The organism is Pseudoalteromonas aurantia (assembly GCF_005886875.1).
Classification (GTDB): Bacteria; Pseudomonadota; Gammaproteobacteria; order Enterobacterales; family Alteromonadaceae; genus Pseudoalteromonas; species Pseudoalteromonas aurantia_A.
Genome location: NZ_PNBY01000080.1, coordinates 1 through 26,243, shown reverse-complemented (window position 1 = coordinate 26,243; position 26,243 = coordinate 1). Strand labels below are relative to the sequence as shown.

Genomic DNA, 26,243 nt, shown 5'->3' with positions numbered 1-26,243 from the left:
GGTTATAAGACGCAATCATATCTGATGCTGATTGCGTCTATAATTCGACCTACTCAAGACCTTTTTTGGTGTACAGCGTCACTTTGTCGGTTACTAGTGTGACTTTTATGTGTTTGTTGTCATCACCCCAAGTACAATTTGTATGCAGTGTTTTTTCTTCACAGTTGTCTGCCGAGCCTAGGATCTGTTCAAGTGCAGCTTTATCCATTCCTACTTCTACTTTATTGTAGTTCTCAAGCGTCACTTTAGAACAGCCAGCAAGTGTCAGTAGCCCTGCAATAATTATTAGCTTTTTCATGTCTTTTCCTATTGTTAGTGTTTGTACTTTCTAATTTGAAATATGATCCCGAGTTTTGGATGATCTAAGTAATGCAAATCACCACTGTACACTCTGGTATATTGTGACATACGTGCTGTTTGTGTATCGCCAGTGTCAATGTCGTATCGAATATCAAGCTCTGTGGTCACATATAAATAATGTCGAACATGTATTTTTATGAGCCCTTCAATTTGCCAGCTGTCCTGATGAACACTTGGTTCAATGGCGAGTTTATTGGGTAATAAACTCACATACCCCTGCTGCGAAACAACTTCCGATATACGATAGCTAACTGGTTCTACAAAACGTTTGCCGGCAAATATTTTAATAAATGGCGCGCGCCGTTTGCTTTGCTCTGGAAATCGCCATCCAGTATGCAATAGTGGCTGTAAGCCTTTGCGTTTTAATTTACTCACCGTGTCATCAAATTGCAGTTGTTGTTTTGATAACAAATAAATATTATCCATATGTTCTTGTGATAGTGCATATGGCGTTATTGGCAGCGTATCAAATTTTGCTAAATAATCCGCGTCATCATTACATAACCATGACGAATTGGCGTTGGTTAATTTGACACTTAATGGTCGTGGGTCAAAAAAACTATCGCCTGCTAAGCATTGTTGTTGCCCTTGTGCATTGAAGCCTTCTGACAGTAAGTTTCGCTTGTTTTTGCCTTCAATTGGTTTATGTTCCAAGCTAAAGTCTTCGCGTAATAAAGGGGAAGACTTTTGTTCAAATGCGATCAACTCAACTTCAAACCAGCGCACGGCGTGGGCATTAAACGTCCATGCAAGCGCAATAATGAAACCAAGTTGTCGTTTTACTCCATGCATTTAATTTAGCGCCTTTTTCTGAAAATCATCCATCATTGCATTGATTAATTTCATTCTCTGTTGGCCATTTTTCTCTTCTATTGCAAAACGCAGTTTGCTTGCGCCTTCCATTTTATAAATGGACGAGTTGCTTTGTATCAAACCTATAATGAACGCTGGGTTAACCTTTGTCGAGCTGTTAAATTCAAAGTAACCACCTTTTATATTTGCTTCAACTTTATTTATGCCAAGTTGACTCGCTTTAAGTTTAAGAGCTTGTATTGCAAATAGGTTTTTAGCAGCATCAGGCAACAGGCTAAATCGGTCAATTAGTTCAACCTGCAACTCATCGAGTTCGACTAAATCGGTTGCACTGGCGATACGTTTATACATACTCAAGCGGATGTTCACATCTGGAATGTAATCATCAGGCAGTAACGCTGGTACTTTTAAATCAACATCTGATTGTTTTTGTAATAGGTTTTCAAGTGTGGGTTCTTTACCATCTTTGAGTGCTTGAACTGCTTGTTCAAGCATTTCCATATACAGTGTAAAACCAATAGATTGAATTTGACCGCTTTGGTCGTCACCGAGCAGTTCACCTGCGCCTCGTATTTCTAAATCGTGCGTTGCGAGTGCAAAGCCTGCGCCCAATACCTCTAATGATTCGATAGCTTGCAAGCGCTTAACGGCATCTTTGGTTAACGTTTGAGTGTTACGAGTGAGTAAGTAGGCATAGGCTTGATGATGGCTTCGCCCAACTCGACCACGAAGTTGGTGCAATTGCGCAAGACCGAGCTTGTCAGCACGGTCCATAATGATGGTATTGGCTGATGGGATATCTATGCCAGTTTCAATGATGGTTGTACAGACTAATACATTGTGTTTTTGATGATAGAAGTCTCCCATTAACTGCTCAAGCTCTTTTTCTCTCATCTGGCCGTGGGCTACTGCTACGCTTGCTTCAGGCACCAATGCGGCAATATCAGAAGCTGTTTTTTCAATAGTTTCAACATTATTGTGCAAGAAGTAGACTTGGCCACCCCGTTTTATTTCTCTTAAAATAGCTTCCCGGATCAAATCGTCATTACGTTCTTTAACAAAAGTTTTGACTGCCAAGCGTTTAGCTGGCGCCGTGGCGATGATAGATAGGTCGCGCATACCGCTCATGGCCATATTTAACGTACGTGGAATGGGCGTTGCAGTAAGCGTTAGTATGTCCACGTCTGATCTCAGCTGCTTTATTTTCTCTTTCTGACGCACTCCAAAACGGTGCTCTTCATCAACAACGAGCAATCCTAAATCATTAAACTTAATGTTTTCTTGAATAAGTTTGTGCGTGCCAATCACGATGTCTATGGTGCCATCGTTTAGCTTATCTAAGGTGGCTTTTTGGTCCTTTGCACTGTTAAAGCGAGAAAGTACACCGACTTCAATGGGTAAATCAGCAAAACGGTCTTTAAAGTTCTCAAAATGTTGTTGAGCAAGCAAAGTAGTAGGCACCAGTACTGCAACTTGTTTGTTGTCGTTAACGGCTGCAAAAGCACCACGCATGGCAACTTCTGTTTTACCAAAGCCTACATCACCACATACCAAGCGGTCCATGGCTAGGTTAGATTGCATGTCTGATAACACGGCTTCAATGGCGTTTCGCTGATCATCTGTTTCCTCAAATGGGAAGCTGTCGCTGAATTCGCGATAAGCTGCGCCATCTATTTTGAATGAAAAGCCGGGTTTACTTTGTCTTTTCGCATAAATATCTAACAGCTCTGCGGCAACATCTCGCACTTTTTCGGCAGCACGTCTTTTTGCTTTTTCCCACACGTCAGATCCGAGTCTATGAAGTGGGGCTGAAGCCTCTTCACCGCCGGAATAACGGCTCAGCATATGTAATGCAGACACAGGCACATATAGTTTTGCTTCGTTGGCATACGTGATGGTGACAAATTCTGTGGCAATGCCAGCTGCATCTATGGTTTGTAGACCAAGATAGCGGCCAACACCGTGGTCTAAGTGCACTATAGGCTGGCCTTCTTTGAGTTCCGCTAAATTACGGATCAAAGAGTCTTGTCCTTGTTCGTATTTGTGTTTTCTTCGGCGGCGTTGTGATACTTTAACACCGAGTAGTTCTTGTTCAGTTATGATACTTAAGCTAGGCTCACCGCTGAGGTAAACGCTTTGCTCAAGGGGACTTACCACTAAGCCCACATCACTTTTGCTGCTAATAAATTTTTGAAAGGTGTCGAACTCTTTAAGCTTAAGTCCTGTTGGTTTAAGCAAAGTCAGTAATGATTCTCTTCGCCCATCAGTTTCTACGCTGAATACCACGCGTGCTTTTTGTTTCTTCTGAGCAGCAATATACTTTAAAATATCAGCATAGGGATCGGTGTGTTTATGGTCAATGCGAACGTTTGAAATCGTTTTGGCTGATAAGTTTGTATGCCCAGCTTTGGTGCCAAGTTTGGCTTCACTCAAGCGAATTCGAGGGTGGCGATTAAAGTTTTTAAATAACTCTTCAACCGGTTGATACAAACGAACCGGTTCGAGTAGCGGCCTAAGAGGGTCTACCTTTCTGTTTTCGTAACGTTTATATACATCCAACCAAAACTCTTCAGCGGCATTTTCTATGTCACCCAAGTGAATAATGGTGGCGTTGTCGGGCAAATAATCGAAGATGGTGCCTAAGTTTTCATAAAATAAAGGCAGGTAATACTCTATCCCTGATGGCCAGTTTCCTTTTGTCACTTGCATGTAGATAGAGTCTTGCTCTGCGCTGGCACCAAATGCACTGCGATAGCCAACTCTAAAACGCTCAATGTCTTCTTCATTGGTCGGAAATTCATGAGCAGGTAATAAATCGATTTCAGTTACTTTTTCACTTGAACGTTGAGTTTCAATGTCAAATAAACGAATAGTATCTAATTCATCATCGAAAAAATCAAAGCGATAAGGCGTCGGGCTTCCCATTGGAAACAAATCAACAATAGAGCCTCGAACTGCAAATTCACCATGTTCCATAACTTGTTGAACGTGGCGGTAACCTGTTTCTGTTAGTGAGTTTTTCAGTTGCTGGGCATCAACAGTGTCGCCTACTTTAAACTGTAGTGCATTGCCATAAATAAATGCCGGCGGTGCTGTTCGCAGCATTAACGTCGCTACAGGGACAATCACCACGCTTTGTTTTTGCTTTTTAAGCGCATTTAGCGTTGCTAAGCGTTGCGATATGATGTCTTGGTGCGGTGAAAAGTGATCATAGGGAAGTGTTTCCCAATCAGGGAAGACCATGACCGGTAAATCTGGTAATAAATACTCTAACTCAGTTTCAAGGCGCAGGGCAGAGGGCGTATCTGGGGTGACGATAACAACCAATTCTGGGTTGGTTTTGATCCCTTCGCTTAATGCAATACTTAAACCACTGCCGCTTAGTTGGCCCCAGTGTATTTTATCCTGTGAATTTTTAACCCAAGGTAATTCGCTCCAATGCGCTGACGCCATTGAGTACTCCTAATCTATTATACTAATTATTAATCGCGGTAAATCTTAGAAAGGTCTTGATAGTGGTCGATTCGTCTATCACGTAAATAAGGCCAAATACGGCGCACAGATTCACTGCGTGCTTGATCAAGTTCTACAACCATGGTTTGTTCTTCGTTTTCACTTGCATGTAGCAGCATTTCTCCTTGCGGGCCGGCCACAAAAGAGTTACCCCAAAATAATATTCCATCACTTTGGTTGCTTGGATCAGACTCGTGACCAACCCGGTTTACACTGATGACGGGAACTCCGTTAGCAATTGCATGGGCGCGCTGAGAAATGGTCCAGGCATCTCGTTGTCTGATTTGTTCAGCTTTGTCGTCTCGAGGGTCCCAACCGATGGCAGTTGGATAAATTAAAATTTCGGCTCCGGCCATTGCCATTAGACGCGCAGCTTCAGGGAACCATTGATCCCAACAAACTAATACGCCGAGTTTCCCAACAGATGTCTGTATTGGTGTAAATCCTATATCACCGGGTGTGAAATAAAATTTTTCATAAAAGCCGGGATCATCAGGAATATGCATTTTTCTATACTTTCCGGCTATACTGCCATCACTCTCTAGGACAACGGCGGTATTGTGATACAGGCCAGTGGCTCTTTTTTCAAATAAAGAAGTTACTATCACCACGTTGAGCTCTTTGGCTAATTGACCATAAAAATCAGTACTTGGACCAGGGATCGGCTCGGCTAAATCAAAAATATTTGTTTCTTCAGATTGGCAAAAATATAAGCTACGGTGAAGTTCTTGTAGCACCACAAGTTTGGCGCCTTTGCTTGCTGCTTCGCGAATACCTTGTTCTGTTTTTTGTATATTACTGGTTAAGTCGTCGCTATTACTGTGTTGGACAATGCCAACTTTGAGTGGTTGAGCGCTCATAGTGTGTTCCTACTTTAAAAAACCACGTGGTAGTTGCATCGTAATACAATGCAAGCTACCAAATTGATGAATAAGTGCTGAACAGTCAATGCCTATTGCCGTGTGGTTAGGGTATGCTTTTTGTACTTGCTGAACAGCTAAGCTGTCATGTTCATCGCCGTATATTGGTACTAATACCGTGTTATTTAAGATCAAAAAATTTGCATATGTGGCTGGCAAGCGCTCATTGTCTTTATTAAAAATCGGCTTTGGCCATGGTAAAGGAATTAAATTATAAGGTTTGCCATCCGCCGTTATAAATGACTCTAGTTGCATTTTCATTGCAGTTAAGGCATTAAAGTGCTCATCATCAGCACTGTCACAAGCAACATACACGAGGGTGTTGTTAGGCGCGAATCGAACCAACGTATCGATATGGCTATCGGTATCGTCACCTGCGAGGTATCCATGATCAACCCATAAAAACGTGCGTGCACCGAGCTGCTGAGATAATGTGTTTTCAATCTGTGTTTGATTCAGCGTTGGATTTCGATTTGGATTTAGCAAGCATTCAGATGTAGAGAGTAAGACGCCTGATTCGTTAATTTCAATACCGCCGCCTTCAAGCACAAACTCACTCGAGTGAAAGGCGATTTGCTTATTCATAACCTGCGCTGCAAGTTGTTTATTAATATTGTTATCGAGGTCTGCGACATACTTGTTGCCCCAGCCATTGAAAACGAAATCAATAACGCGTAAATCACCGTTATGGTTGGCTGTAGTTAGCGGCCCGTGATCTCTTGCCCATGTGTCATTACAAGGAGCTACCACAAAGACAATGGCGCTCATATCTACGCCGGCTTCAGCTAAAAGAGTGAAAATGTGGACTTTCAGCGCGTCTGAGTGGGCAACAATCAGTACCTTTTGTACTTGCGATATGTGTTGGCACAAAGTGACGTAGACAGGCTCTACATCAGATAAAATATCCACCCAATCGGTGTTTTTATGGGGCCACGTAAGCATGGTAGCATCTTGCGTTGCCCATTCAGGTAAAAGTCTAAAGCTCATGATGTTACACAAATAAATTTCTAAGCAATAAGTTTATCATTCTTAGCTATGCTGTCAGCTACTTTGTGCTTTATTCTGCGCTAACTGACGCTTTTTTAGTTGTCTAGTTTGTGCATGTAGACTTGCTCTTACGACGAGTTCTTGGTCTGAGTCTCTAATTTGAACAAAGGCAAGGGTATGTTGTATTTTTTGAGGTTCAAGACGTTCAGTTGCGATCACCTGTGTATAACAATAAATCGCGCTGGCTTCATGGTTTAAAAAAAGCTTTGTTCTCAGATGCGTTCCGATGGCCATTTTCTCCGGTAAGGTTACCTTTAAACCGCCTCCGCCATAACTATCACAGTAGACATTGTCTTCATCAGGTTGCTCTGTTGCTAAAATATGGCTCATTATAAGGTCTATTTTTCGAGATTGAGCCTGTAAAAAAGAGGCAAGCTCGGTGGCGACATCTCCTAAATTCCTTAATGGTCGTAACGCGTTACTGTCTAGTTCATTGATCTCGTTTGCGAGCTTGAACAGAGCGGGAATATTGCTTTCGAGTTCCGCTTGAGTTTGTGGCACTTGAGTGCTCTGGACGACAAATAAATTGACTTGATTACTATCGTCTACTTGGAAGTATTCATCGAAAGTACTTTGTAGGCTACCGCTCATATATAGTTCTATAACTGACTTTTTATTTAATCTTAACGGCTTATAATAAAAAACGCCAACTTTGCAGTTGGCGAATTTTCTCATAGGCTAAAAGTTAAACAAATCCTTCTTGTGTTTCGACATGTTCTTTTTTATGTTGCATTGCAATTTCATCTGCTAATTCTTGCGTATTTCTGGTTTCTGTTAGTTTATGGCGAGTGAGCCAAAAGAAAAACAAGGGGACAAAGAATATAGCGAGGAATGTCGCGGCAATCATACCTCCCATTACACCTGTCCCAACGCTGTGCCGTGCGCCTGCACCTGCTCCTGAGCTTAAAACAAGCGGGACCACGCCCAATATAAAGGCTAGTGATGTCATAATAATGGGTCTAAAACGTAACCTAGCAGCCTCAAGCGCCGCTGCACTGGCACTCCAACCCTGTTGGTATTTCATCAGCGCATATTCAACAATGAGTATGGCATTTTTACTGGCAAGACCTAGTAGCGTGACAAGTCCAATTTGAAAATACACATCATTAGTGAGGCCAGCTATCCACACAGAAATAAGTGCGCCAAACGTACCAAAGGGCAGTGCTAACAATACAGACAAAGGCAAAGACCACCGTTCATACAGAGCAGCGAGTATTAAAAAGACCATAATCACTGCAAGTCCAAGGGCTAAAGCAGTTGTGCCTGAACTTTGCTTTTCTTGGTAGGCTGAGCCTGTCCAGTCGTAAGTCATGTCGGGCGGTAATACTAACTTAGCAATACGTTCCATTTCTGCAATGGCTTGACCAGAGCTATATCCTGGCGCGGCTTCGCCCAATAATTTAACCGCTGACAAATTGTTATATCGCTCAAGGTTTTCCGGCCCTCTGCTGTACTCAACTTGTGTGAATGCTGATATAGGCACCATGTCTCCTTGGTTATTCTTTACATAAATGCGGCCCACGTCTTCTGGTGTCATTCTAAACTCAGCTTCAGCCGATAGTAGTACTTGCCAGGCTCGCCCAAATTTATTGAAATCATTGACGTAATATGTACCTAAATTCGCTCCTAACGCTGTAAAAGCACTATTAATATTTACTCCCATTGCGCGTGCTTGCTCTCGATCCATGTGAACTTTGAGCTGCGGTGCATTAGGCCGCCACAATGTTTGTAAGCTTGCTAATACTGGGCTTTTTTGTGCTTCAGCCATTACTAATTGCATACCTTGCTTTAGCTTTTCATGGCCGCCAGCTCCTTTATTTTGTAAGTAGACTTCAAAGCCGCCGGTGTTTCCTAGGCCAAATATCGGTGGAGGGTTAAAGGCAAGTACCAGCGCTTCATTAATATGTGCCGTTTTTATATAGAGTTCACCAACGAGTGACTTCGTATCTATTTCTCTTTCATCCCAGTGCTTTTGGGTGACAAATAACGTTGCGGCACTATTTTTGTAACCACCTCCGATAAAATCAAAGCCCGTGAAAGCGACAACATTTTCATTTGCTGGATTTGACTGAACGGCAGCTATGACTTCATCAACCACTTTTGCGGTGCGCTCTAATGACGCACCATCGGGTAAGAAAATCGCTGAAACATAATATCCTTGGTCTTCATCAGGTACTAATGAGCCTGGTGTGTTTTTCCATAGTAAACCGGTTGCGGTGATCATAGCTGTTACTAATGCTAATCCCAACAAGCCCCGACGCACCATAAAGCTAACAGCACCCACATACTTACCGGTTATTTTGGTAAACCATGCGTTAAACCATAAGAAAAAAACGGCTGTTTGTTTATGCTCTTGCTTTAAAATAAGCACACACAGGGCAGGGGTCATTGTTAATGCCACAACACCAGACAAACTCACCGCAATTGAAATTGTGATGGCAAACTGTCTGAATAATTCACCGGTTAACCCGCCTAAGAAGGCGATTGGCACGAACACTGAACACAGTACTAACACAATAGCAATAACGGGGCCACTGACCTCTTTCATTGCTTGTATTGCCGCATCTCTGGCTGATGATTTTTGTTCATGCATGATACGCTCAACGTTTTCTAACACAACGATTGCATCATCAACCACAATGCCAATTGATAGCACCATGCCGAATAACGTTAAGGTATTGATCGAATAACCTAACATAAACATACCCGCAAATGTACCAAGTAAAGAGACAGGGACCGCTAAGGTTGGAATGAGCGTAGCCCGCCAATTTTGTAAAAATAGATAAACGACCAAGAACACTAAACCCATGGCTTCAACTAGCGTTATGATCACTTCTCGGATTGATACTTCCACAAAACGGGTCGTGTCGTATGATGTTACATGTGCTAAACCAGCGGGGAATTGTGTTTTTAACTCTTCTATCGTACGATTAACTTGGTCAGCGACGTCTAACGCATTGGCACCAGGCTGTAGGAATATGCCAAGTAAAACCGCTTCTTTACCATTCAATGTACCCGCAAAATCGTAATCTTTTGAGCCCAATTCAACGCGGGCAACGTCTTTAAGCCTTAGATTTGACCCATCAGGGTTAGCACGAATTATAATGTTATCAAACTCTTCAGGTGTCGATAGGCGTCCTTGTGCAGTAACGCTGTAGACTAATTCTTGTGCATGCTCTGAAGTCGGTGTCGCACCAATTTTCCCCGCTGCATATTGAGAGTTTTGCTCGCGAATAGCGCCCGCAACCTCTTCGACAGTAACAGCGAGTTGGCTCATAATGTCGGGTCTTAGCCACACACGCATTGCATAATCTTTTGCACCGAAAATTTGCACACTGGTTGTGCCGGGTATTCGTTTAATTCGGTCTAAAATATTCATTGTTACAAAGTTAGAAGTCCACAAACTGGTTCGAGTGTTATCGGGGGAGTAGAAAGCGTGGACCTGTAAGAAGCTGGATGAACCCTTAGTCACTTGCACGCCTTGTCGACGTGTCTCTTCAGGGAGTCGTGCTTCGACTTGTTTTACCCGGTTATTAACGTCTACCGCGGCTTGGTCAACATCAGTGCCAATTTCAAACGTAACGGCAATGGTCGTTGCACCCGCACTGGTACTGGTGGAGCTCATGTACATCATGCCTTCAACACCCGTAATGGCATTTTCAATGGGTGCTGCGACAGTTTGTTCTAGCACTTCAGCTGAGGCGCCAGGGTACGCTGCGGTAACTTGCACGACAGGGGGGGCGATTTCTGGGTATTGCGCTACAGGCAAGCTGCGCATAGCGGCAAGACCAGCCAATACAATGACGATAGAAATAACAAATGCAAATATAGGTCTATCAATGAAATAACGAGAGAACATGGTGTTACTCTCCTTCATTTACGATAGTAATGGGCATGCCTGGAAAGAAAATGCGTGCAATACCTTCTGTGATCACAGGCTGCCCATCAGTTAACCCACTCCTGATCACCCAAAAATTACCATCATTGACTCTTACCCATTCACCCACTTCAACGGGGGCGGGTAGTGCAACCATTGCGCCTTGCTCATTTTCAGTGGCGACATAGACGAATTTACCCGTGCCATTGTCCAAGACTGCACGTTGAGGCAAGAGGACGGCATTATTACGCACTGCGCCAATAAGCTGAACACGGACAAATTGACCTGGTCGTAGTTGGCCATTTGGATTATTTACCTTGGCCTGCATTTCACTGGTGCCGGTGTAGCGATTAACGCGTACATCACTAAAATTAACTTTTCCTACATTATTGTGCCGCGAGCCATCTTGTAATATTAACTGAGCTTCAAACTCGTTATTCACTGGTAGAGTTAAACTGCCACTGTCGACATCTTTACGCATTTGCAACTGCTCTCGCTCAGAAAACCCAAACAGTACCCGCATCGTATCTGTTTCAGTGAGCTGAGTGAGTAATATTTCGGGACCAGATACATAGCTTCCTTCGGAAACGAGCTCACGACCAATAATGCCAGATACGGGTGATTTTACTTGGGCATATTCTAGATCGAGTTTAACTTCATTTAAGACGACCTTTGCAGATGCTAAGTTTGCAACAGCAATATCATAGTTAGATGCAGCGTTATCAAAGTCCCTTTTTGATGCTGAACGCTCATTTTTTAGCTTGCGTAATCTATCGCGCTCTCGCTGAGCCTGCTTTACACTTGCTTGTGCGGCATTAAGCTCTGCTTGCGCTTTTTCAACTTCTAACGTAAAAGGCACGAGGTCGAGTGTAAATAGTGATTGGCCTGCAATTACTTTTTGACCTTCTTCAAAGTTGCGTGATGCGACAATACCGGGTACTCGAGCTCGAATTTCTACCTCTTTATTACCTGCAAGTGTGGCCGGTAATTTAATTGTGATAGGGATAGACTCCCTTGTGACTTTTTGAATACTAACTTGTGCGGGTGGCATTCCAGCTGATTCAGCGGCTGGCGGGGCTTCTTGACACGCACTTAAGAGCGCAACAGAAGTCATTGCGATAGAAAAAAGTTTTACACGACTGCTAAACTGGGGGTACATAAACACTCCAAATCCTATTTTTATGTCATTTAATTGATTTATAGACATAAGTGTTATTGTGAGTTGGCAATATAGTGGGTCAGGATGATTGACAACTCAAAAAGACTACCTTGTACTGTTCATTTCATACCCTATAACGTAAAAATAAGGGCTAAAGGTCGACTTTTGTGCAAGTACACGCAAGTGTATACCGATTTTCAATTAAGGTAAACGCGATCGTTTACTTTTTATTTTGCCAAGTTTTGATTAAAATGAAAGATTAATATTCTGAATATAAGCTTACTATGCCAGACTTTTCCGTAAAACAGCATGATATAGTGAAAGCGGCTATTGCTCAATTTGCACAGTTTGGTCTTTCAGCAACCACAATGGAAGGGATCAGCAAAGCTGCGAACGTGTCAAAACGAACACTGTACAAACACTTTCCAACTAAAGATGCCCTCTTTGATACGGTTGTCGCTCAGCTTATTGAACGGATCACCCCGTTAACTGCGATTCAATTTATTCCACATTATCAATTTGACTCACAACTCAAGCATTTGGCTATGAGTGCCCTTGAGTTATTAAACGATGAAGATTATTTAACGCTATCGAGAATTGTGATCATTGAGTCTATGCGTTCTAAAAAGCAAGCTGACAGTTTGCATCAACGATTTATTGACTGTGAGAAGGCAATGTTACAATGGTTTAAAGATGCTTCAAATACAGATTGTTTAGGCTCAATAAGCCCTGAATTTGCAGCCGGTTTTTTTTGGGGGGCATTAAAAAAGCTCAGCTATTGGGACCAAGCAATCAGCTGGAAAGCGCCGCTGGATGAAGCAGCGCTCAATGAGTTAGTGGAGCAGGTGTGCAATATATTTTGTAACGGGGTTACTCAAGGCCAATAAAACCACCAGTTTGGTGCGCCCATAGCTTAGCATAAACGCCTTTCATACTAAGCAATTTTTCATGAGATCCCTCTTCAATTATTTTTCCGCCATCCATCACTATCAGCCTATCCATTTGAGCAATTGTGCTCAAGCGATGAGCAATCGCGATAACGGTTTTGTCGCTCATTAGGTCGTTTAGACTGCCCTGAATAGCAGCCTCTACTTCAGAATCTAACGCGGAGGTTGCCTCGTCAAGGATCAATATAGGGGCATTCTTTAACAAGACCCTTGCAATTGCGATACGTTGTCGCTGACCACCAGATAGTTTAATGCCACGTTCACCCACTTGCGCGTCAAAGCCGATATTGCCATGACTGTCCTCTAATGTTTGTATGAAGTCATAGGCTTGTGCTTTTTTGGTCGCAGCGACCAGTTGTTCATGTGTTGCAACTGGTTGACCATATAAAATGTTATCTGCGACACTTCGATGTAATAAAGACGTGTCTTGGGTAACCATTGCAATATGTTGTCGCAGACTCTCTTGTTTCACATCACTAATTTTTTGTTCATCAATGCATATGTTACCTTCGGATAGGTCATAAAATCGTAATAATAGATTTACGAGGGTGGATTTACCAGCCCCAGAACGACCCACAACACCAATTTTTTCACCTGGTTTGATGTGCAAGTTTAGGCCATCAATAACATATGTTTCACTCTCTTTGTCACGTCGCTTGTAGGCGAATTTAATATTATTAAATGAAATTTGACCTTGGGTTAAATTGAGTTCTCTAGCTTGCTGTATGTCTGTCACATCTAATGGCTTTGAGAGGCTTGAGATCCCATCGGTAACAGTGCCTATGTTTTCAAATAGGCCACTGACTTCCCACATTATCCATTGCGCCATGCCATTTAACCTAAGCGCCAAACCGAGCGTGATCGCAATTGCACCAGCTGTTATTGCACTGAATGACCAAAGGTATAACGATATCGCTGCGATGGTAAATACGAGTAAATAATTAATCGCTTGAATACTCACATTTAGACCCGTTACCAAACGCATTTGTTTGTATACTGGGTCGATGAAGACTTCCATACTCTCTTTTGCGTACTGTTCTTCTCGTTGAGTATGAGAGAAAAGCTTAACTGTTGAGATATTAGTATAGCTATCAACAATCCTGCCAGTCATTTCTGAGCGTGCATTTGCTTGAGTTGTCGCAATACTTTTCAGCTTTGGCACAAAGTACATTTGTATCGTGATATACAGCGATAGCCAAATAACTAATGGGAGCATGAGTCTAATATCTGAACTTGCTACGAGCGTTAGCATAGCGCCAAAATACACTAAAATATAAACTAACACATCCAGTAACTTCATTACTGTTTCTCTGACTGCGAGTGACGTTTGCATTACCTTAGTTGATATTCTTCCGGCAAACTCACCTTGGTAAAACTCCATGCTTTGTTTTAACAAATAACGATGTGCTTGCCAGCGAATAGACATGGGGTAGTTGCCAAGTAGGCTTTGGTGAATAACGGCAGAATGAAATACTGTGATCAGTGGTAACGCAATAAGGGTAACGACCCCCATGAAGATCAGCTCGTCTTTTTTGTGCTCTAGGAGTGTTTCTGGTGTGTAGGTAGATAGCCAATCTACTAAGTCACCCATGAAACCAAATAGAGCAACTTCTAATATTGCTAACAGGGCAGCACTCAACGACATTGCAAGTAGAGGCCACTCCATGCCTTTAGTATAAAATCTACAAAATGAAAATAATGAATTAGGTGGGGGGGCTATGACTTTATCCGGAAATGGGTTGGTGGCACGCTCAAAAACTTTTAGCATTAAGTTACTCCTTGACTTTAAGCGTATGATTGTACCTATGTATGGATAAATAGCCAATTAAATATAAGCATAGTAGAAGTCCGGGTAATTTTGGATACCCCTATGATTTTATGAGAAATTAAACATGAAAATGGTCAAAATCATGAAGCGGATTAGGTGATGAAATCTAGATGTTCTGTGCTTTTTTAAAGACGGTGAGTAGTTATAGACATAAGGTTGTTATTAATGCATATAAAAAACCGGCCTATAAGCCGGTTTTATAAAAGCTACTAATGTTTAGTTGCCATTTTCATCAGCATATTTTTTACATGCCTCTGTGTCTTCACACTCACCATACAAATAAAGTGAGTGATTGGTTAGGCGGATCCCATTTTCAGTCGCGATTTGTTCTTGGCGTGTTTCAATCATATCGTCTTCAAACTCAACAACTTTGCCACACTTCAAACACACTAAGTGATCATGGTGTGTACTACCTGACAGTTCGAATACTGATTTTCCGCCTTCAAAGTGATGACGTGTGACGATGCCGGCATCGTCAAATTGGTTCAGTACGCGGTATACAGTCGCTAGGCCGATTTCTTCACCTTTATCGAGTAAAATCTTGTACACATCTTCTGCACTGATGTGTTGGTTATCAGGCGATTGTAAAATTTCAAGAATCTTAATTCTTGGTAATGTTACTTTTAAGCCTGCTTTTTTTAACTCTAAGTTGTGATCAGTCATTCACTCTGTCTCAATTAATTATAATTTTGTCTTAAGCCATAACACGACGCTGCTACGACCTAAGAATAACGCGCTAATGCACGAAGTGCAAAGTAGTCTTGAAATTAGTCTTCTAGTTCCGCAAGACACATTTCATCATATACTTGCTTAGACCATGCTTTAACACGTTCTTCTGTCAATTCTGGTTGACGATCTTCGTCAATACCTAAACCAACAAAGTGATCGTCACCAGCCATCGCTTTAGACGCTTCAAACTGATAACCTTCAGTTGGCCAATGTCCAACAACGATTGCACCACGTTCAGTTACAATGTCGTTTACCATGCCCATTGCATCAAGGAAATACTCTGCGTAGTCTTCCTGATCACCACAACCAAAGATTGCGATCAATTTTCCTTCGAAGTCCACTTCTTCTAGCTCTGGGAAAAAATCATCCCAGTCACATTGAGCTTCGCCGTAATACCAAGTAGGGATACCGAATAAGATCAGATCAAATTCAGCAATTTCTTCTTTACTACTTTTTGCAATGTCCTTGACGTCAATGAGCTGTTTACCCAACTCTTTTTGAATCATTTTAGCAACATGTTCTGTGTTACCAGTGTCACTGCCGAAAAATATACCTACGCTTGCCATTAAATACTTACCTTCTATCTGTTATTCGCTAATTTCTCTTGCAAGATAGTTTCTATCAGAGCACTGCGACTGATGTTTTGTTCATCGGCCATATCGCTCAAGGCTTGATAAAGCTCTGAAGAAACCTTAAATTCAACACGTTTTAACCCTCTGGCGCGATCTCTTTTTATCTGATTACGCTTGTTAACCTTTAACTGAACCTCTCTAGGGAGTGGGTTTGTTTTTGGTCGACCTGGGCGCTTCTCATTTTCAAATAAATCAATCGTCGTCCTATCTGTTTCAGATTTGGCCATTTTTATCCAACACCTGCACCTTGCCAAAACACTTGGATAAGGCCTTTAGCTATGAAACCCGAACAGCCAAGAAATAATACTAGCCATACAGTATATCGACCAAATTTGGGTACATTGCCTTTTTTTAAAACGTCTTGAATCGCCATTCCGATAAAAAAGAATATACCCGCTAAAGCGAAATACAGTCCTAGGGTTTCAAATTCATTAATATACTGGCTGACCATATGCACCCAACTGAAAACTTAAACGGCGTCTACTATAACATATTCAATAAACATAAATTAAGGCCGGTACAACAAAAACAGAACATTTATTGAAGAAAATCAAGAATTGATTTATTTACAGCTGCAGGTTTTTCTGCGTGCAGCCAGTGGCCTACTCCGTGAATGACTTTCGCAGTCGCCTTTGGAAAGGCTTTAACAATCGCTTCTCTGTGCTCAGCTAATATATAGTCAGAATTATTACCCTTAACAAACAATGTTTCACACTGACATGGTGACTCATTTGTTATATTGGCAACAATATTTGAGTACGCGTTTGCTATCACTGGGAGGTTAAATCGCCACGATAGGAAACCAGCAGTATTTTTAGCTAAACTTTTTAATAGAAATTGCCGCACGCCCGGCATGTCAATATGTTCACTCAGGATTTCATCTGCTTGAGTTCTATTTAAGACGTTAGTGTATGCACTAACTTTATTTAATCCGACAATAATTTCATCGTGCCTAGGGGGATAAGTAACAGGCGCAATATCTAAAACGACCAATTTATTAACGTGCTGGTCAAACGACGATGCAAATTGCATCGCAACTTTACCGCCCATAGAGTGTCCAACAACATGGGCTTTATGTATATTTAGATGGTCAAGTAATGCTTTAATGTCGCCAGCCATGTGTGGGTAGCTCATATCATCGCTATGGAAAGAACGACCATGGTTACGTAAATCCACATTGTAAACAGTAAAATGCTCAGACAACGTCTTAGCAATCACATTTAAATTTTCAAGAGACCCAAACAGGCCATGCATCAAGATAAGGTCTGGTCCTGATCCTGTTTGCTTATAATTTAATAACATACGCACTCCTCATTACAGGGGGTAATTGTGCCAGTCAAATACATAAATGCAAACCCGTAGAGTAATCTGTTAAATCAGGATATAATCGTTTTAGATGCATCAATATCAGTAATGACAGGAAAAGCATGAAAAAAATAGAAATAGATGACGAGCTTTATCAATATATTGCCAGCAACACACAAAGTATTGGTGAGAGTGCTTCGCAAATTTTACGTCGTTTATTGAATTTGAGTTCTGAGAACAGTGTCCATGTAAACTCTGTAGCAGAATCAAAGGCAGAACAAGTGGAGCCTGTCAAGACGACTGAAGAGGCTGTCACAAATGTGTCAAAATCTTCAGCTAACGTATTTAACATATTGAATAAAGAAGAGCTGGCTATGCAAAAAGGCGTAGTTGGCCGATTTTTGTTTATATTGTCAGCCTTACATCGTACACATAAATCTGCATTTAAAACCGTACTCGATATCAAAGGCCGCGACCGTATTTACTTTGCAACTAGCAAAGATGCGTTACTTGAAAGTGGTAGTAGTATGAACCCTAAAAATATTCTAGACAGTGAATATTGGGTGATGACCAACTCAAATACAACTCGTAAAAAAATGATGCTTCATGAGGTTGCACTTGGCCTTGGTTATAATGAAGCACAAGCTGAAACAATCCGAGACTACCTATAAGGAAATCTTAATGGCAATTCACCCTGGTGCAGGAAAAAAAGCTGCGCAATCAGAGTTAGTAAACATCCCTAAATTGATGTCCGCTTACTATTTGAACGAACCGGATCTGGAGCAAAATCCAGAGCAATGTGTTGCATTTGGTACTTCAGGGCACCGTGGGTGTTCATATAATGTAAAATTTAACGAATCGCACATATTGGCGATTACACAAGCTATTTGCGATTATCGAAAAAATAATAATATTTTTGGCCCATTATTTTTGGGTAAAGATACGCACGCGTTATCTGAAGCTGCCTTTAATTCAGCCATTGAGGTGTTAGTTGCCAATGAAGTACAAGTCATCACGCAAGAAAATGATGATTACACACCAACACCAGTCATAAGCCATGCGATTGTGACCTATAATAAGTCACACCCAAATGAACTCGCAGATGGCATTGTTGTTACGCCTTCACACAACCCCCCACAAGATGGCGGGTTTAAATACAATCCACCTAATGGCGGGCCAGCAGATACCGACGTTACCAAGTGGATTGAAGACAGAGCAAATCAATTACTTATAGAAGATCTTGTTGAAGTTGAATTGTTTCCTTTCGCCAAAGCTAAACGCTCAGGCTTTATTAGATATGAAGACTTAATGGCGCCTTATATTGATGACTTACAAAATATCATTAATTTAAAAGCGATAGCTGAGGCTGGCGTTACAATTGGCGTTGATCCTTTGGGTGGATCAGGCATTAATTTCTGGCCTATTATAGCCAAGAAATATGGCTTAGATTTGACGGTGGTTAATGATGTTGTAGATCCCGCTTTTGGTTTTATGCCGCTAGACAAAGACGGTAAGATCCGTATGGATTGTTCTTCACCGTATGCAATGGCTAATTTAATCGCGATTAAAGACGATTTTGACATCGGTATAGGCAACGACCCTGATTATGACCGTCATGGTATTGTTACCACAGATGGGTTAATGAACCCAAATCACTTTCTTGCAGTGGCCATAGATTATTTGTTAAATCACCGAGCATGGCCAAGTGATGTAAAAATCGGTAAGACACTGGTTTCATCTGGCATGATAGATAAAGTTGTGAATGCAAATAACCGCGAGGTATATGAAGTACCTGTTGGTTTTAAATGGTTTGTAAAAGGTCTAAACAAACAATGGTTGGCATTTGGTGGTGAAGAAAGCGCTGGAGCGTCTTTTTTACGATTAAATGGCGACGTATGGAACACCGACAAAGATGGCTTTATCCTTGGATTACTCGCGGCCGAAATTCTTGCTGTGACAGGAAAAACACCGTCACAACGTTACAAAGAGTTGGAAGCTCAGTTTGGTGCCCCAATCTATAAAAGAATCGATGCGCCGGCTAATGCGGCGCAAAAAGACAAGCTCAAAGCGCTTAGCGCCGCAGATGTGACTGCTGACACACTTGCAGGGGATAAGATCACACAGGTCTTAACTAATGCACCAGGTAACAAAGCAGCGATTGGTGGATTAAAAGTTGTTACTGAGTTTGGTTGGTTTGCAGCTCGTCCATCAGGTACTGAGGATATTTATAAAATATACCTTGAATCATTCAAAGGCGAAGCACATTTAGCTCAGCTAGAGCAAGAGGCCAAAGACTTAGTTGATTCTGTGATCAGCTAGTTGTTATTTAATAAAAGGCCATGCTTGATGCATGGCTTTTTTGTATCCTTAAATAAGCTGACAGACACCAGTGTAGTCGGGTTAATTTAAGGGTACTTACTCTCATATATTACATTAGGTGGTTGTATGTACCTTGACAATTTAAAAAAGACCGGGGATTTTTTAACCCTAACACGCAATAACGAGTTCCATTTACCTGCCAGTAGTTTTACGTTAGCCAACGGGACTTTGGTTGAAGTGCTAGATACGGGTGTGATCCAATTTACGCCAAGTGGGCGAACTACCAAAGATGTCGTATTGTCTAGTGCGATACATGGCAATGAAACCGCACCAATAGAAATATGTGATCAGCTTATTCAGTCAATTATTAAAGGTGAGCTGGTACTAAAGCAACGAGTGTTATTTATATATGGTAACCCCAAGTCGATCAATATCGCTAAACGTTTTGTCGAAGAGAATTTAAATCGATTATTTAACGGTGAACATGCTAAGAGCAATATTCAAAACCCTGAACGTGTAAGAGCTGAAAAGTTAGAACAGTACGTTACAGCATTCTTTAGCGATGTTGAAGAAGGCCGCTACCGTTGCCACTATGATCTACATACTGCGATCCGAGGTTCTAAAAATGAAAAATTTGCTGTTTATCCATATTTACATGGCAAACCTTGGAAAAAGCAGCAATTACAATTTTTATTATCGTGTGGGGTAAACACGGTTCTAACAATGCGCGCCGCGGCGACAACATTCAGCTATTTTTCATCGTTTGTATTCGGTGCAGACGCGTTTACTGTTGAATTAGGCCAAGTTAAGCCTTTTGGCGAGAACGATATGAGTCGATTTGCTCAAACCAAAGCAACACTGTCAGCATTAATTAGTCAGGAAAGAGTAGAATATAAGCAATTTAATGCTAATGACTTTGAACTTTTTCAAGTTCACCGCACCATCAATCGCACGCAAGAGCTATTTACGTTTCCATTCCCTGAAAGCGCTGTAAACTTCACGGGATTTAACGAAGGAGAACTATTAGCTACTGATGGCGAGGTGGAATATTTCGCAGAAGTTGATGGTGAGGCAATTATCTTTCCAAATGCAAATGTGGCACTTGGTCAACGTGCATTACTCACCGTTATTCCAATGGAAGTCAGCGATAAATTCATTTAAACCATTGATTTTATTTGCTTTATAGCCCCGTAATAAAAACTTTCCACTCTCGATTATGCAAATTAAGGGTTATTCACCTACTATCTGTTGAATAACCCTTTACGTTAACGTAAAGTGAAGGACGCTTTAATTTAATCAATTTGCATTTGTCGCACAGATTATTCTTATAAGAAATAACGCGAATGTGAAGATATTCCAAACCCTATTATTGGTATCTCATAGCTTGCAAATGTGTTTCGACAACAAGAGAAGGTAGGTTATGACTAACCCCAATAACATATCGCTAAATATCAGTCATGCGCTGAAGTTTATTGATAGCCATGCCCTAGATATTCCGACACTGACTATCCTCGGTGAGAATGGTGAAATTTTAGAGGGTGCCGCAGCACCAGATATTGACAAAGACACTGCGATAAATTTATACACTACAATGCGCTTTATTCGTTTACTTGATGAACGTATGCAAGCAGCTCAACGTCAAGGGCGTGTTAGTTTTTACATGCAGTGTCTGGGGGAAGAAGCGGCAATAACCCCCAGTGCAGCAGCACTAAAACCTCAAGACATGATCATGGCACAATATCGTGAACAAGCCGCACTAGCATATCGAGGTTTTACGCTAGAGCAGTTCATGAACCAACTATTCTCTAATGAAAAAGACTTAGGCAAAGGCCGTCAAATGCCTGTGCATTACGGCTCAAATGAACTGCATTATTTAACAATATCGTCACCACTAGGTACTCAGATCCCTCAGGCAACAGGGTATGCGTACGGTCAAAAACTAAAACACATAGACCCAGCTACTGGCGAATTAAACTCTGAAATCGATAACCTTACGATCTGCTACTTCGGTGAAGGCGCTGCATCAGAGGGAGACTTCCATGCAGGGTTAAATATGGCGGCTGTACATGAAGCGCCAGTGCTGTTTTTCGCTAGAAATAACGGGTATGCCATATCAACACCGGCGGACGAGCAGTTTAAAGGTGATGGTATTGCGTCTCGTGGTGTTGGTTATGGCATCAAAACAATTCGTGTTGATGGCGGGGATGCCCTTGCTGTTTTTGCCGCTACGCAAGCAGCACGAAAAATGGCTGTTGAAAATGGCGAGCCCATTTTAATCGAGTCAATTGCTTACCGCTTAGGTGCACACTCTACATCTGACGATCCGTCAGGTTACCGCAGTAAAGAAGAAGAAGCTGAGTTTAAAGGGAGCTGCCCAATAGAACGCTTTAAAAAGTGGTTATTAAAGCAAGGGTGGTTGAACGAGCAAGAAGATGAAGCAGAAAAAGACAAAATCAGAGAAGATATATTGGCGGCTCTGAAAGTAGCAGAAAAAGTACAAAAACCAGCTTTAGAAGAGTTGGTGTCTGATGTATATGACGAACCAATCCCAGCGCTACAAAAGCAATATGAAGAACTAAAAGAGCATATTAAACAGCATCCAGAAGCATATCCGGTGACAGCAGGGAGAATCAAATAATGGCCAAAATGAATATGTTACACGCCATTAACTCAGCACTAGACATTACAATGGCTGAAAATAATCAAGCCTGTATTTTTGGTGAAGATGTAGGCCATTTTGGTGGTGTATTTAGAGCAACATCTGGTTTGCAAGAAAAATATGGCAAACATCGCGTATTCAATACGCCTCTCACAGAGCAAGGGATCCTTGGTTTTGCAAACGGACTCGCTGCATTTGGCGCCCCAGCGCTTGCTGAAATTCAATTTGCCGATTATATATTCCCAGCGTTTGATCAAATTGTTAATGAATCCGCAAAGTTTCGCTACCGTAGTGGCAATGAGTTTGATGTTGGTAACTTAACGATACGCACACCTTACGGCGGTGGTATTGCGGGCGGGCTATACCATTCACAATCTCCAGAGGCTTATTTTGCACATACTCCAGGTTTGAAGCTGGTTGTGCCTCGTAACCCCCACCAAGCGAAAGGGTTACTACGTGCTTGTATTAAGGATGACAACCCCGTAATTTTCTTTGAACCAAAGCGGTTATATCGTGCCTCGATTGGTGAAGTCCCTGAAGAAGACTACACCATTGAAATTGGCAAGGCTGAGGTAGTTAAAGAGGGCTCAGATGTCACGCTACTCGCGTGGGGTGCACAAATGGAAATTATTGAGCAGGCTGCTGAAAAGGCAGAAGAGGCTGGCGTGAGCTGTGAGATCATCGATTTGCGCAGTATTTTGCCATGGGATGTTGAGACAATCGCTAAATCAGTTGTAAAAACAGGACGATTGATAATCAGTCATGAAGCGCCAATTACGAATGGCTTTGGGGCTGAAATAGCCGCGACTATTCAAGAAGCATGTTTCCTACATTTAGAGTCTCCAATAATGCGAGTATGTGGTTTAGATACACCGTACCCTCTGGCATTAGAGAAAGAATATGTACCAGATGCGCTTAAAGTATTTGCTGCAATCAAAAAATCTGTAGAGTTTTAAGGAATAGTCATGGCCAAAGAATTTATTTTACCAGATATTGGTGAAGGAATTGTTGAATGCGAAGTCGTTGAATGGCTGGTTGCTGTTGGTGATGAAGTTAAAGAAGATCAACCTATTTGTGATGTAATGACAGACAAAGCATTGGTGCAAATACCCGCAGTACACGATGGGGTTATTACCACATTACATTATCAAAAAGGTGAGATAGCCAAAGTACATGAGCCTCTTTTTGCTATGAATGTGGCTGGCAAAAGTTCTGTCAACGATGCAGAACAAACTCACACTGACACACCGCCTAGTAACAATGTTCACTTTGAAGACTTTATTCTTCCTGATATTGGAGAAGGGATTGTTGAATGTGAAATTGTGGAATGGTTGGTTGCGCAGGGTGATGAAATAAAAGAAGACCAAGCTGTGTGTGATGTAATGACAGACAAGGCACTTGTTCAGATCCCGGCTAAGTATGATGGCGTAGTAGAAAAGCTTTACTACCAAAAAGGAGACATTGCACAAGTTCACAGCCCGTTGTTTCAAATGCGCTTAACAGGGGATGGACAACAGGTATCATCTACAACTACCATTTTAGCGCCAAGCAATGACATCAGCAGTGCTACTGCGCAAAGTGAAACAGTGACCACGCAGTTACCAAAAAATGGAAAAGCCATTGCCTCTCCCGCTGTAAGAAGGTTGGCTAAAGAGCAAGATCTAGATATAAATATGATCCCAGGATCAGGTAAAAATGGTCGAGTTTATAAAGAAGATATCAGTCGCTTTACATCACAAAACAATTCGTTTCAACCAACGGTGTCGAGTACAACTTGCTCGGCAACGGTTAATCAAGCAAATACTACGGCACCTAAAGATCATAATAACAGCCGAGTTGAAGCAATTAAAGGCATGAAAGCGGCGATGGCTAAACAGATGGTTGCATCGGTTTCTACTATTCCGCATTTCACCTTTAGTGATGAAATAGATCTAACTGATATCATCGCACTAAGAAAAGAGCTAAAAGAGCAATATGCGAAAGACGGAATTAAGCTCACAATGATGCCGTTCTTTATCAAAGCTCTATCATTAGCGATTAAAGAGTTTCCAATTGTAAACTCTCAAGTTAATGAGCAGTGCACTGAAATTACGTACTTTGATGACCATAACATTGGGATGGCTGTCGACTCAAAGCTAGGATTATTAGTACCCAACATCAAGTCATGCCAGACTAAATCGATAGTTGAAGTGGCACAAGAAGTGACTCGTCTAACCAATGCAGCTAGGGAAGGTCGTGTGTCTCCTGATGATTTAAAAGCAGGCACAATTTCCATTTCAAATATTGGTGCGATTGGTGGCACAACAGCAACACCTATCATTAATAAACCAGAGGTTGCCATTGTCGCTTTAGGTAAATTACAACATTTACCGCGCTTTGATAATGAAGGTAACGTGGTCTCACGCGCAATTATGCAGGTGAGTTGGTCTGGCGATCACCGTGTTATTGATGGTGGAACCATCGCACGCTTCAATAATTTATGGAAAGCCTACCTTGAAAATCCAGCCAAAATGATGATGGCAATGAGCTAAACTGCGGTTCTTCATAATATAAAGCCAGCTTATTGCTCAATGCCAGTCAGTTAAGAATTGACTGGCATTTTATTTTACACTTAGATATTTCTTATCAGGAAGACGGTCTTGTAATACGAACGTTCTTAGTGTATCAAGTAATTCTTCATAGTGTAAAGGCAACTTACTTGCACTGTGGATTGTTGTAAACATTGAAAAAAGCGACGATATGCCACTAAAACCCATTTGTCTTGGTATGAGCTTATTTTCCGCTTTAAAGATGTGTTGTGCGTTGAAAATATGCGCTTTAAGATAACTCGACAATGGATAAACAAAATTCTACATGAGTACAACGGGTATGAAGTAAGCGAAGAATTCAAGTGAACAGCAAATGGAGTTTAAGTTATAAATTTAGCAATGAAACACTTGTTGTTATGGGTTAGTCACACTTGGTTATGTGCTAGGCCATGTTAGTTGCTCGCCTAAACATGCCGTAAAAACTGACTGTATAGACACAATTATCGGCAGAAATGGCGTCGAGTCTATCGGCCCAGCTAAACCTTAAATGGAGAAAAACTTTGCGCTGCTCACCGCTTTACAGTTAAGCAGTGGCAGCGAACCCAAACCATGGATGCTTAAAGCAGGGGTTACCATGTTGAGCAACCATATCGAACAACGTAAACGCCTTGGATTACCGCTTTTAGAGTTAGAAAAAGAGCTTGAAGAGGCTAAGGGAATAAAATCTGATTGATGTTAATTGGGTTTTTTCCCTTGCAATTACAAACAACGGACATTTAGTTATATCTTGTTCATGCCCCAAAACGTGTTTAGGCGAATGCCTTAAAAGAGCGAACTTTGGACATTAGAATACTACTTTTCAGTGGAGATTTTATGCCCAGTTTTAATGAGTTGCTCCTATAGTCAGGAAAACGACCCAATCGCTCGTTTTTAACCTGAGGTATAAGCGATAACTCCTAAATTTTAATAGTACTGGCAATTAGTTAACAAGTTTGTTAAAAGTAATCTAATAAGTAAAACGAGCTACGTTGTGGTTGAAAAACGCGCGATTAGCTCGCTATAAACATGTTATGTGTAAATGGAAGTTTGGTAAATGAACTCTAGTTTTGATGAATATATTTCTAATCTAAATTCAAATAAGGATAATTTTCCGAGTAAATTATTTGAGTTTGCTGCAAACACTGAAAGGTATGAATTAAACCATCCAAAATCTCTTCATGATGCATGGGTTACATCGATAACTATTGCCGAAAATAGAAATAAGGTTCGCCCGTTTGAACCCTCCTTATCAATTTCATTAAATTTACTTGGCCAACAACATGATCGTGATATTGTACTGAATTATTTAAAAGTAAAATCATATGAAATTATAGGTACTGAGAATCCGTTTAATTATGGTGATACTTTTCATGGTGATGTTTTAACACATACAGTATCGATTACAGACAGTATGTTTCAGCATATTATTGAGTTACGCTCAGGCTCTACATTTAAAGTTATATTTGCAGATTTTAATTGTGTGGAGAAAATTTACACATAACAAATAAGGATAGGTGTCGCGCAGCCGACACCTTATCTGGGTGTTGAACAAGTCCGAAGTGAGTTTT

23 protein-coding genes are annotated in these 26,243 nt (G+C 41.4%); 9 read left to right on the top strand and 14 right to left on the bottom strand.

All coding sequences use genetic code 11. The features are described from left to right. Positions 1-49 precede the first annotated feature (49 nt). The 8 genes from CWC18_RS16120 to CWC18_RS16085 form a co-directional block, all read right to left on the bottom strand. Positions 50-298 (bottom strand): DUF3862 domain-containing protein, encoded by a 249-nt coding sequence (locus tag CWC18_RS16120; RefSeq protein ID WP_138589491.1) that lies wholly within the window; start codon positions 296-298, stop codon positions 50-52. Between the two features lie 14 nt (positions 299-312). Further along, positions 313-1,152 (bottom strand): CsiV family protein, encoded by an 840-nt coding sequence (locus CWC18_RS16115; RefSeq protein WP_138589490.1) that lies wholly within the window; start codon positions 1,150-1,152, stop codon positions 313-315. Beyond that, entirely contained in the window at positions 1,153-4,626 is a 3,474-nt protein-coding gene (mfd, locus tag CWC18_RS16110) for a transcription-repair coupling factor (protein WP_138589489.1), read from the bottom strand. Between the two features lie 29 nt (positions 4,627-4,655). Further along, complete coding sequence (locus tag CWC18_RS16105) at positions 4,656-5,546, bottom strand: carbon-nitrogen hydrolase (RefSeq protein ID WP_138589488.1); 891 nt, start codon at positions 5,544-5,546, stop codon at positions 4,656-4,658. A 9-nt stretch (positions 5,547-5,555) separates the two neighbouring features. Beyond that, entirely contained in the window at positions 5,556-6,593 is a 1,038-nt protein-coding gene (locus tag CWC18_RS16100) for an agmatine deiminase family protein (RefSeq protein WP_138589487.1), read from the bottom strand. Positions 6,594-6,647: 54 nt separating this feature from the next. Then, complete coding sequence (locus CWC18_RS16095; protein ID WP_138589486.1) at positions 6,648-7,244, bottom strand: PilZ domain-containing protein; 597 nt, start codon at positions 7,242-7,244, stop codon at positions 6,648-6,650. A 94-nt stretch (positions 7,245-7,338) separates the two neighbouring features. After that, entirely contained in the window at positions 7,339-10,512 is a 3,174-nt protein-coding gene (locus CWC18_RS16090) for an efflux RND transporter permease subunit (protein ID WP_138675677.1), read from the bottom strand. Between the two features lie 4 nt (positions 10,513-10,516). After that, entirely contained in the window at positions 10,517-11,689 is a 1,173-nt protein-coding gene (locus tag CWC18_RS16085) for an efflux RND transporter periplasmic adaptor subunit (RefSeq protein ID WP_138675676.1), read from the bottom strand. Positions 11,690-11,973: 284 nt separating this feature from the next. On the opposite strand from CWC18_RS16085, the gene CWC18_RS16080 reads away from it, so the two are divergent. Then, complete coding sequence (locus tag CWC18_RS16080; protein WP_138675675.1) at positions 11,974-12,576, top strand: TetR/AcrR family transcriptional regulator; 603 nt, start codon at positions 11,974-11,976, stop codon at positions 12,574-12,576. Here the strand turns inward: CWC18_RS16080 and CWC18_RS16075 are convergent. The 6 genes from CWC18_RS16075 to CWC18_RS16050 all read right to left on the bottom strand — a co-directional run bounded on the left by CWC18_RS16075 (position 12,560) and on the right by CWC18_RS16050 (position 17,127). Continuing rightward, complete coding sequence (locus CWC18_RS16075) at positions 12,560-14,404, bottom strand: ABC transporter ATP-binding protein (protein WP_138675674.1); 1,845 nt, start codon at positions 14,402-14,404, stop codon at positions 12,560-12,562. The two genes, CWC18_RS16080 and CWC18_RS16075, sit on opposite strands and share 17 nt — an antisense overlap. 276 nt (positions 14,405-14,680) lie before the next feature. Continuing rightward, positions 14,681-15,127, bottom strand: a complete 447-nt coding sequence (gene fur / locus CWC18_RS16070) for a ferric iron uptake transcriptional regulator (RefSeq protein ID WP_010363449.1) — start codon at positions 15,125-15,127, stop codon at positions 14,681-14,683. A gap of 104 nt (positions 15,128-15,231) precedes the next feature. Beyond that, a complete protein-coding gene (gene fldA / locus CWC18_RS16065) occupies positions 15,232-15,759 on the bottom strand; it encodes a flavodoxin FldA (protein ID WP_119860185.1) in 528 nt (175 codons plus the stop codon). Between the two features lie 14 nt (positions 15,760-15,773). Next, positions 15,774-16,052: a LexA regulated protein gene (gene ybfE, locus CWC18_RS16060; RefSeq protein WP_010363446.1), complete on the bottom strand. Its 279-nt coding sequence runs from the start codon at positions 16,050-16,052 to the stop codon at positions 15,774-15,776. A 2-nt stretch (positions 16,053-16,054) separates the two neighbouring features. Then, on the bottom strand, positions 16,055-16,276 hold the full coding sequence (locus tag CWC18_RS16055) for a DUF2788 domain-containing protein (protein WP_010363444.1): 222 nt from the start codon (positions 16,274-16,276) through the stop codon (positions 16,055-16,057). Positions 16,277-16,362: 86 nt separating this feature from the next. Next, complete coding sequence (locus tag CWC18_RS16050) at positions 16,363-17,127, bottom strand: alpha/beta fold hydrolase (protein WP_138593473.1); 765 nt, start codon at positions 17,125-17,127, stop codon at positions 16,363-16,365. Positions 17,128-17,252: 125 nt separating this feature from the next. On the opposite strand from CWC18_RS16050, the gene seqA reads away from it, so the two are divergent. The 8 genes from seqA (at position 17,253) to CWC18_RS16010 (ending at position 26,176) form a co-directional block, all read left to right on the top strand. After that, a complete protein-coding gene (gene seqA, locus CWC18_RS16045; RefSeq protein ID WP_138593475.1) occupies positions 17,253-17,801 on the top strand; it encodes a replication initiation negative regulator SeqA in 549 nt (182 codons plus the stop codon). Positions 17,802-17,811: 10 nt separating this feature from the next. Then, entirely contained in the window at positions 17,812-19,449 is a 1,638-nt protein-coding gene (pgm, locus tag CWC18_RS16040) for a phosphoglucomutase (alpha-D-glucose-1,6-bisphosphate-dependent) (protein WP_138593477.1), read from the top strand. Between the two features lie 126 nt (positions 19,450-19,575). Further along, positions 19,576-20,610 (top strand): succinylglutamate desuccinylase, encoded by a 1,035-nt coding sequence (gene astE, locus CWC18_RS16035; protein ID WP_138675673.1) that lies wholly within the window; start codon positions 19,576-19,578, stop codon positions 20,608-20,610. Between the two features lie 259 nt (positions 20,611-20,869). Further along, positions 20,870-22,087 carry a thiamine pyrophosphate-dependent dehydrogenase E1 component subunit alpha gene (locus CWC18_RS16030; RefSeq protein WP_138675672.1) on the top strand — a complete coding sequence of 406 codons (1,218 nt, stop codon included), beginning with the start codon at positions 20,870-20,872 and terminating at the stop codon, positions 22,085-22,087. After that, a complete protein-coding gene (locus CWC18_RS16025; RefSeq protein ID WP_138593483.1) occupies positions 22,087-23,064 on the top strand; it encodes a transketolase C-terminal domain-containing protein in 978 nt (325 codons plus the stop codon). The genes CWC18_RS16030 and CWC18_RS16025 overlap by 1 nt, the downstream gene beginning before the upstream one ends. A gap of 9 nt (positions 23,065-23,073) precedes the next feature. After that, positions 23,074-24,639: a dihydrolipoyllysine-residue acetyltransferase gene (locus CWC18_RS16020; RefSeq protein WP_138675671.1), complete on the top strand. Its 1,566-nt coding sequence runs from the start codon at positions 23,074-23,076 to the stop codon at positions 24,637-24,639. 544 nt (positions 24,640-25,183) lie between these two features. Further along, positions 25,184-25,369 (top strand): hypothetical protein, encoded by a 186-nt coding sequence (locus tag CWC18_RS16015; protein WP_138593487.1) that lies wholly within the window; start codon positions 25,184-25,186, stop codon positions 25,367-25,369. Positions 25,370-25,729: 360 nt separating this feature from the next. Continuing rightward, positions 25,730-26,176, top strand: a complete 447-nt coding sequence (locus tag CWC18_RS16010; protein ID WP_138675670.1) for a hypothetical protein — start codon at positions 25,730-25,732, stop codon at positions 26,174-26,176. Positions 26,177-26,243: the final 67 nt, after the last annotated feature.

Coding starts and splice junctions, on each gene's coding strand:
- fldA (WP_119860185.1), bottom strand. CDS start 15,759: ATGGCAAGCGTAGGTATATTTTTCGGCAGTGACACTGGTAACACAGAA.
- ybfE (WP_010363446.1), bottom strand. CDS start 16,052: ATGGCCAAATCTGAAACAGATAGGACGACGATTGATTTATTTGAAAAT.
- CWC18_RS16055 (WP_010363444.1), bottom strand. CDS start 16,276: ATGGTCAGCCAGTATATTAATGAATTTGAAACCCTAGGACTGTATTTC.
- CWC18_RS16010 (WP_138675670.1), top strand. CDS start 25,730: ATGAACTCTAGTTTTGATGAATATATTTCTAATCTAAATTCAAATAAG.
- CWC18_RS16115 (WP_138589490.1), bottom strand. CDS start 1,152: ATGCATGGAGTAAAACGACAACTTGGTTTCATTATTGCGCTTGCATGG.
- fur (WP_010363449.1), bottom strand. CDS start 15,127: ATGACTGATCACAACTTAGAGTTAAAAAAAGCAGGCTTAAAAGTAACA.
- mfd (WP_138589489.1), bottom strand. CDS start 4,626: ATGGCGTCAGCGCATTGGAGCGAATTACCTTGGGTTAAAAATTCACAG.
- CWC18_RS16080 (WP_138675675.1), top strand. CDS start 11,974: ATGCCAGACTTTTCCGTAAAACAGCATGATATAGTGAAAGCGGCTATT.
- CWC18_RS16025 (WP_138593483.1), top strand. CDS start 22,087: ATGGCCAAAATGAATATGTTACACGCCATTAACTCAGCACTAGACATT.
- CWC18_RS16100 (WP_138589487.1), bottom strand. CDS start 6,593: ATGAGCTTTAGACTTTTACCTGAATGGGCAACGCAAGATGCTACCATG.
- CWC18_RS16020 (WP_138675671.1), top strand. CDS start 23,074: ATGGCCAAAGAATTTATTTTACCAGATATTGGTGAAGGAATTGTTGAA.
- CWC18_RS16120 (WP_138589491.1), bottom strand. CDS start 298: ATGAAAAAGCTAATAATTATTGCAGGGCTACTGACACTTGCTGGCTGT.
- CWC18_RS16030 (WP_138675672.1), top strand. CDS start 20,870: ATGACTAACCCCAATAACATATCGCTAAATATCAGTCATGCGCTGAAG.
- seqA (WP_138593475.1), top strand. CDS start 17,253: ATGAAAAAAATAGAAATAGATGACGAGCTTTATCAATATATTGCCAGC.
- CWC18_RS16105 (WP_138589488.1), bottom strand. CDS start 5,546: ATGAGCGCTCAACCACTCAAAGTTGGCATTGTCCAACACAGTAATAGC.
- CWC18_RS16050 (WP_138593473.1), bottom strand. CDS start 17,127: ATGTTATTAAATTATAAGCAAACAGGATCAGGACCAGACCTTATCTTG.
- astE (WP_138675673.1), top strand. CDS start 19,576: ATGTACCTTGACAATTTAAAAAAGACCGGGGATTTTTTAACCCTAACA.
- CWC18_RS16090 (WP_138675677.1), bottom strand. CDS start 10,512: ATGTTCTCTCGTTATTTCATTGATAGACCTATATTTGCATTTGTTATT.
- CWC18_RS16015 (WP_138593487.1), top strand. CDS start 25,184: ATGGAGAAAAACTTTGCGCTGCTCACCGCTTTACAGTTAAGCAGTGGC.
- CWC18_RS16085 (WP_138675676.1), bottom strand. CDS start 11,689: ATGTACCCCCAGTTTAGCAGTCGTGTAAAACTTTTTTCTATCGCAATG.
- CWC18_RS16095 (WP_138589486.1), bottom strand. CDS start 7,244: ATGAGCGGTAGCCTACAAAGTACTTTCGATGAATACTTCCAAGTAGAC.
- CWC18_RS16075 (WP_138675674.1), bottom strand. CDS start 14,404: ATGCTAAAAGTTTTTGAGCGTGCCACCAACCCATTTCCGGATAAAGTC.
- pgm (WP_138593477.1), top strand. CDS start 17,812: ATGGCAATTCACCCTGGTGCAGGAAAAAAAGCTGCGCAATCAGAGTTA.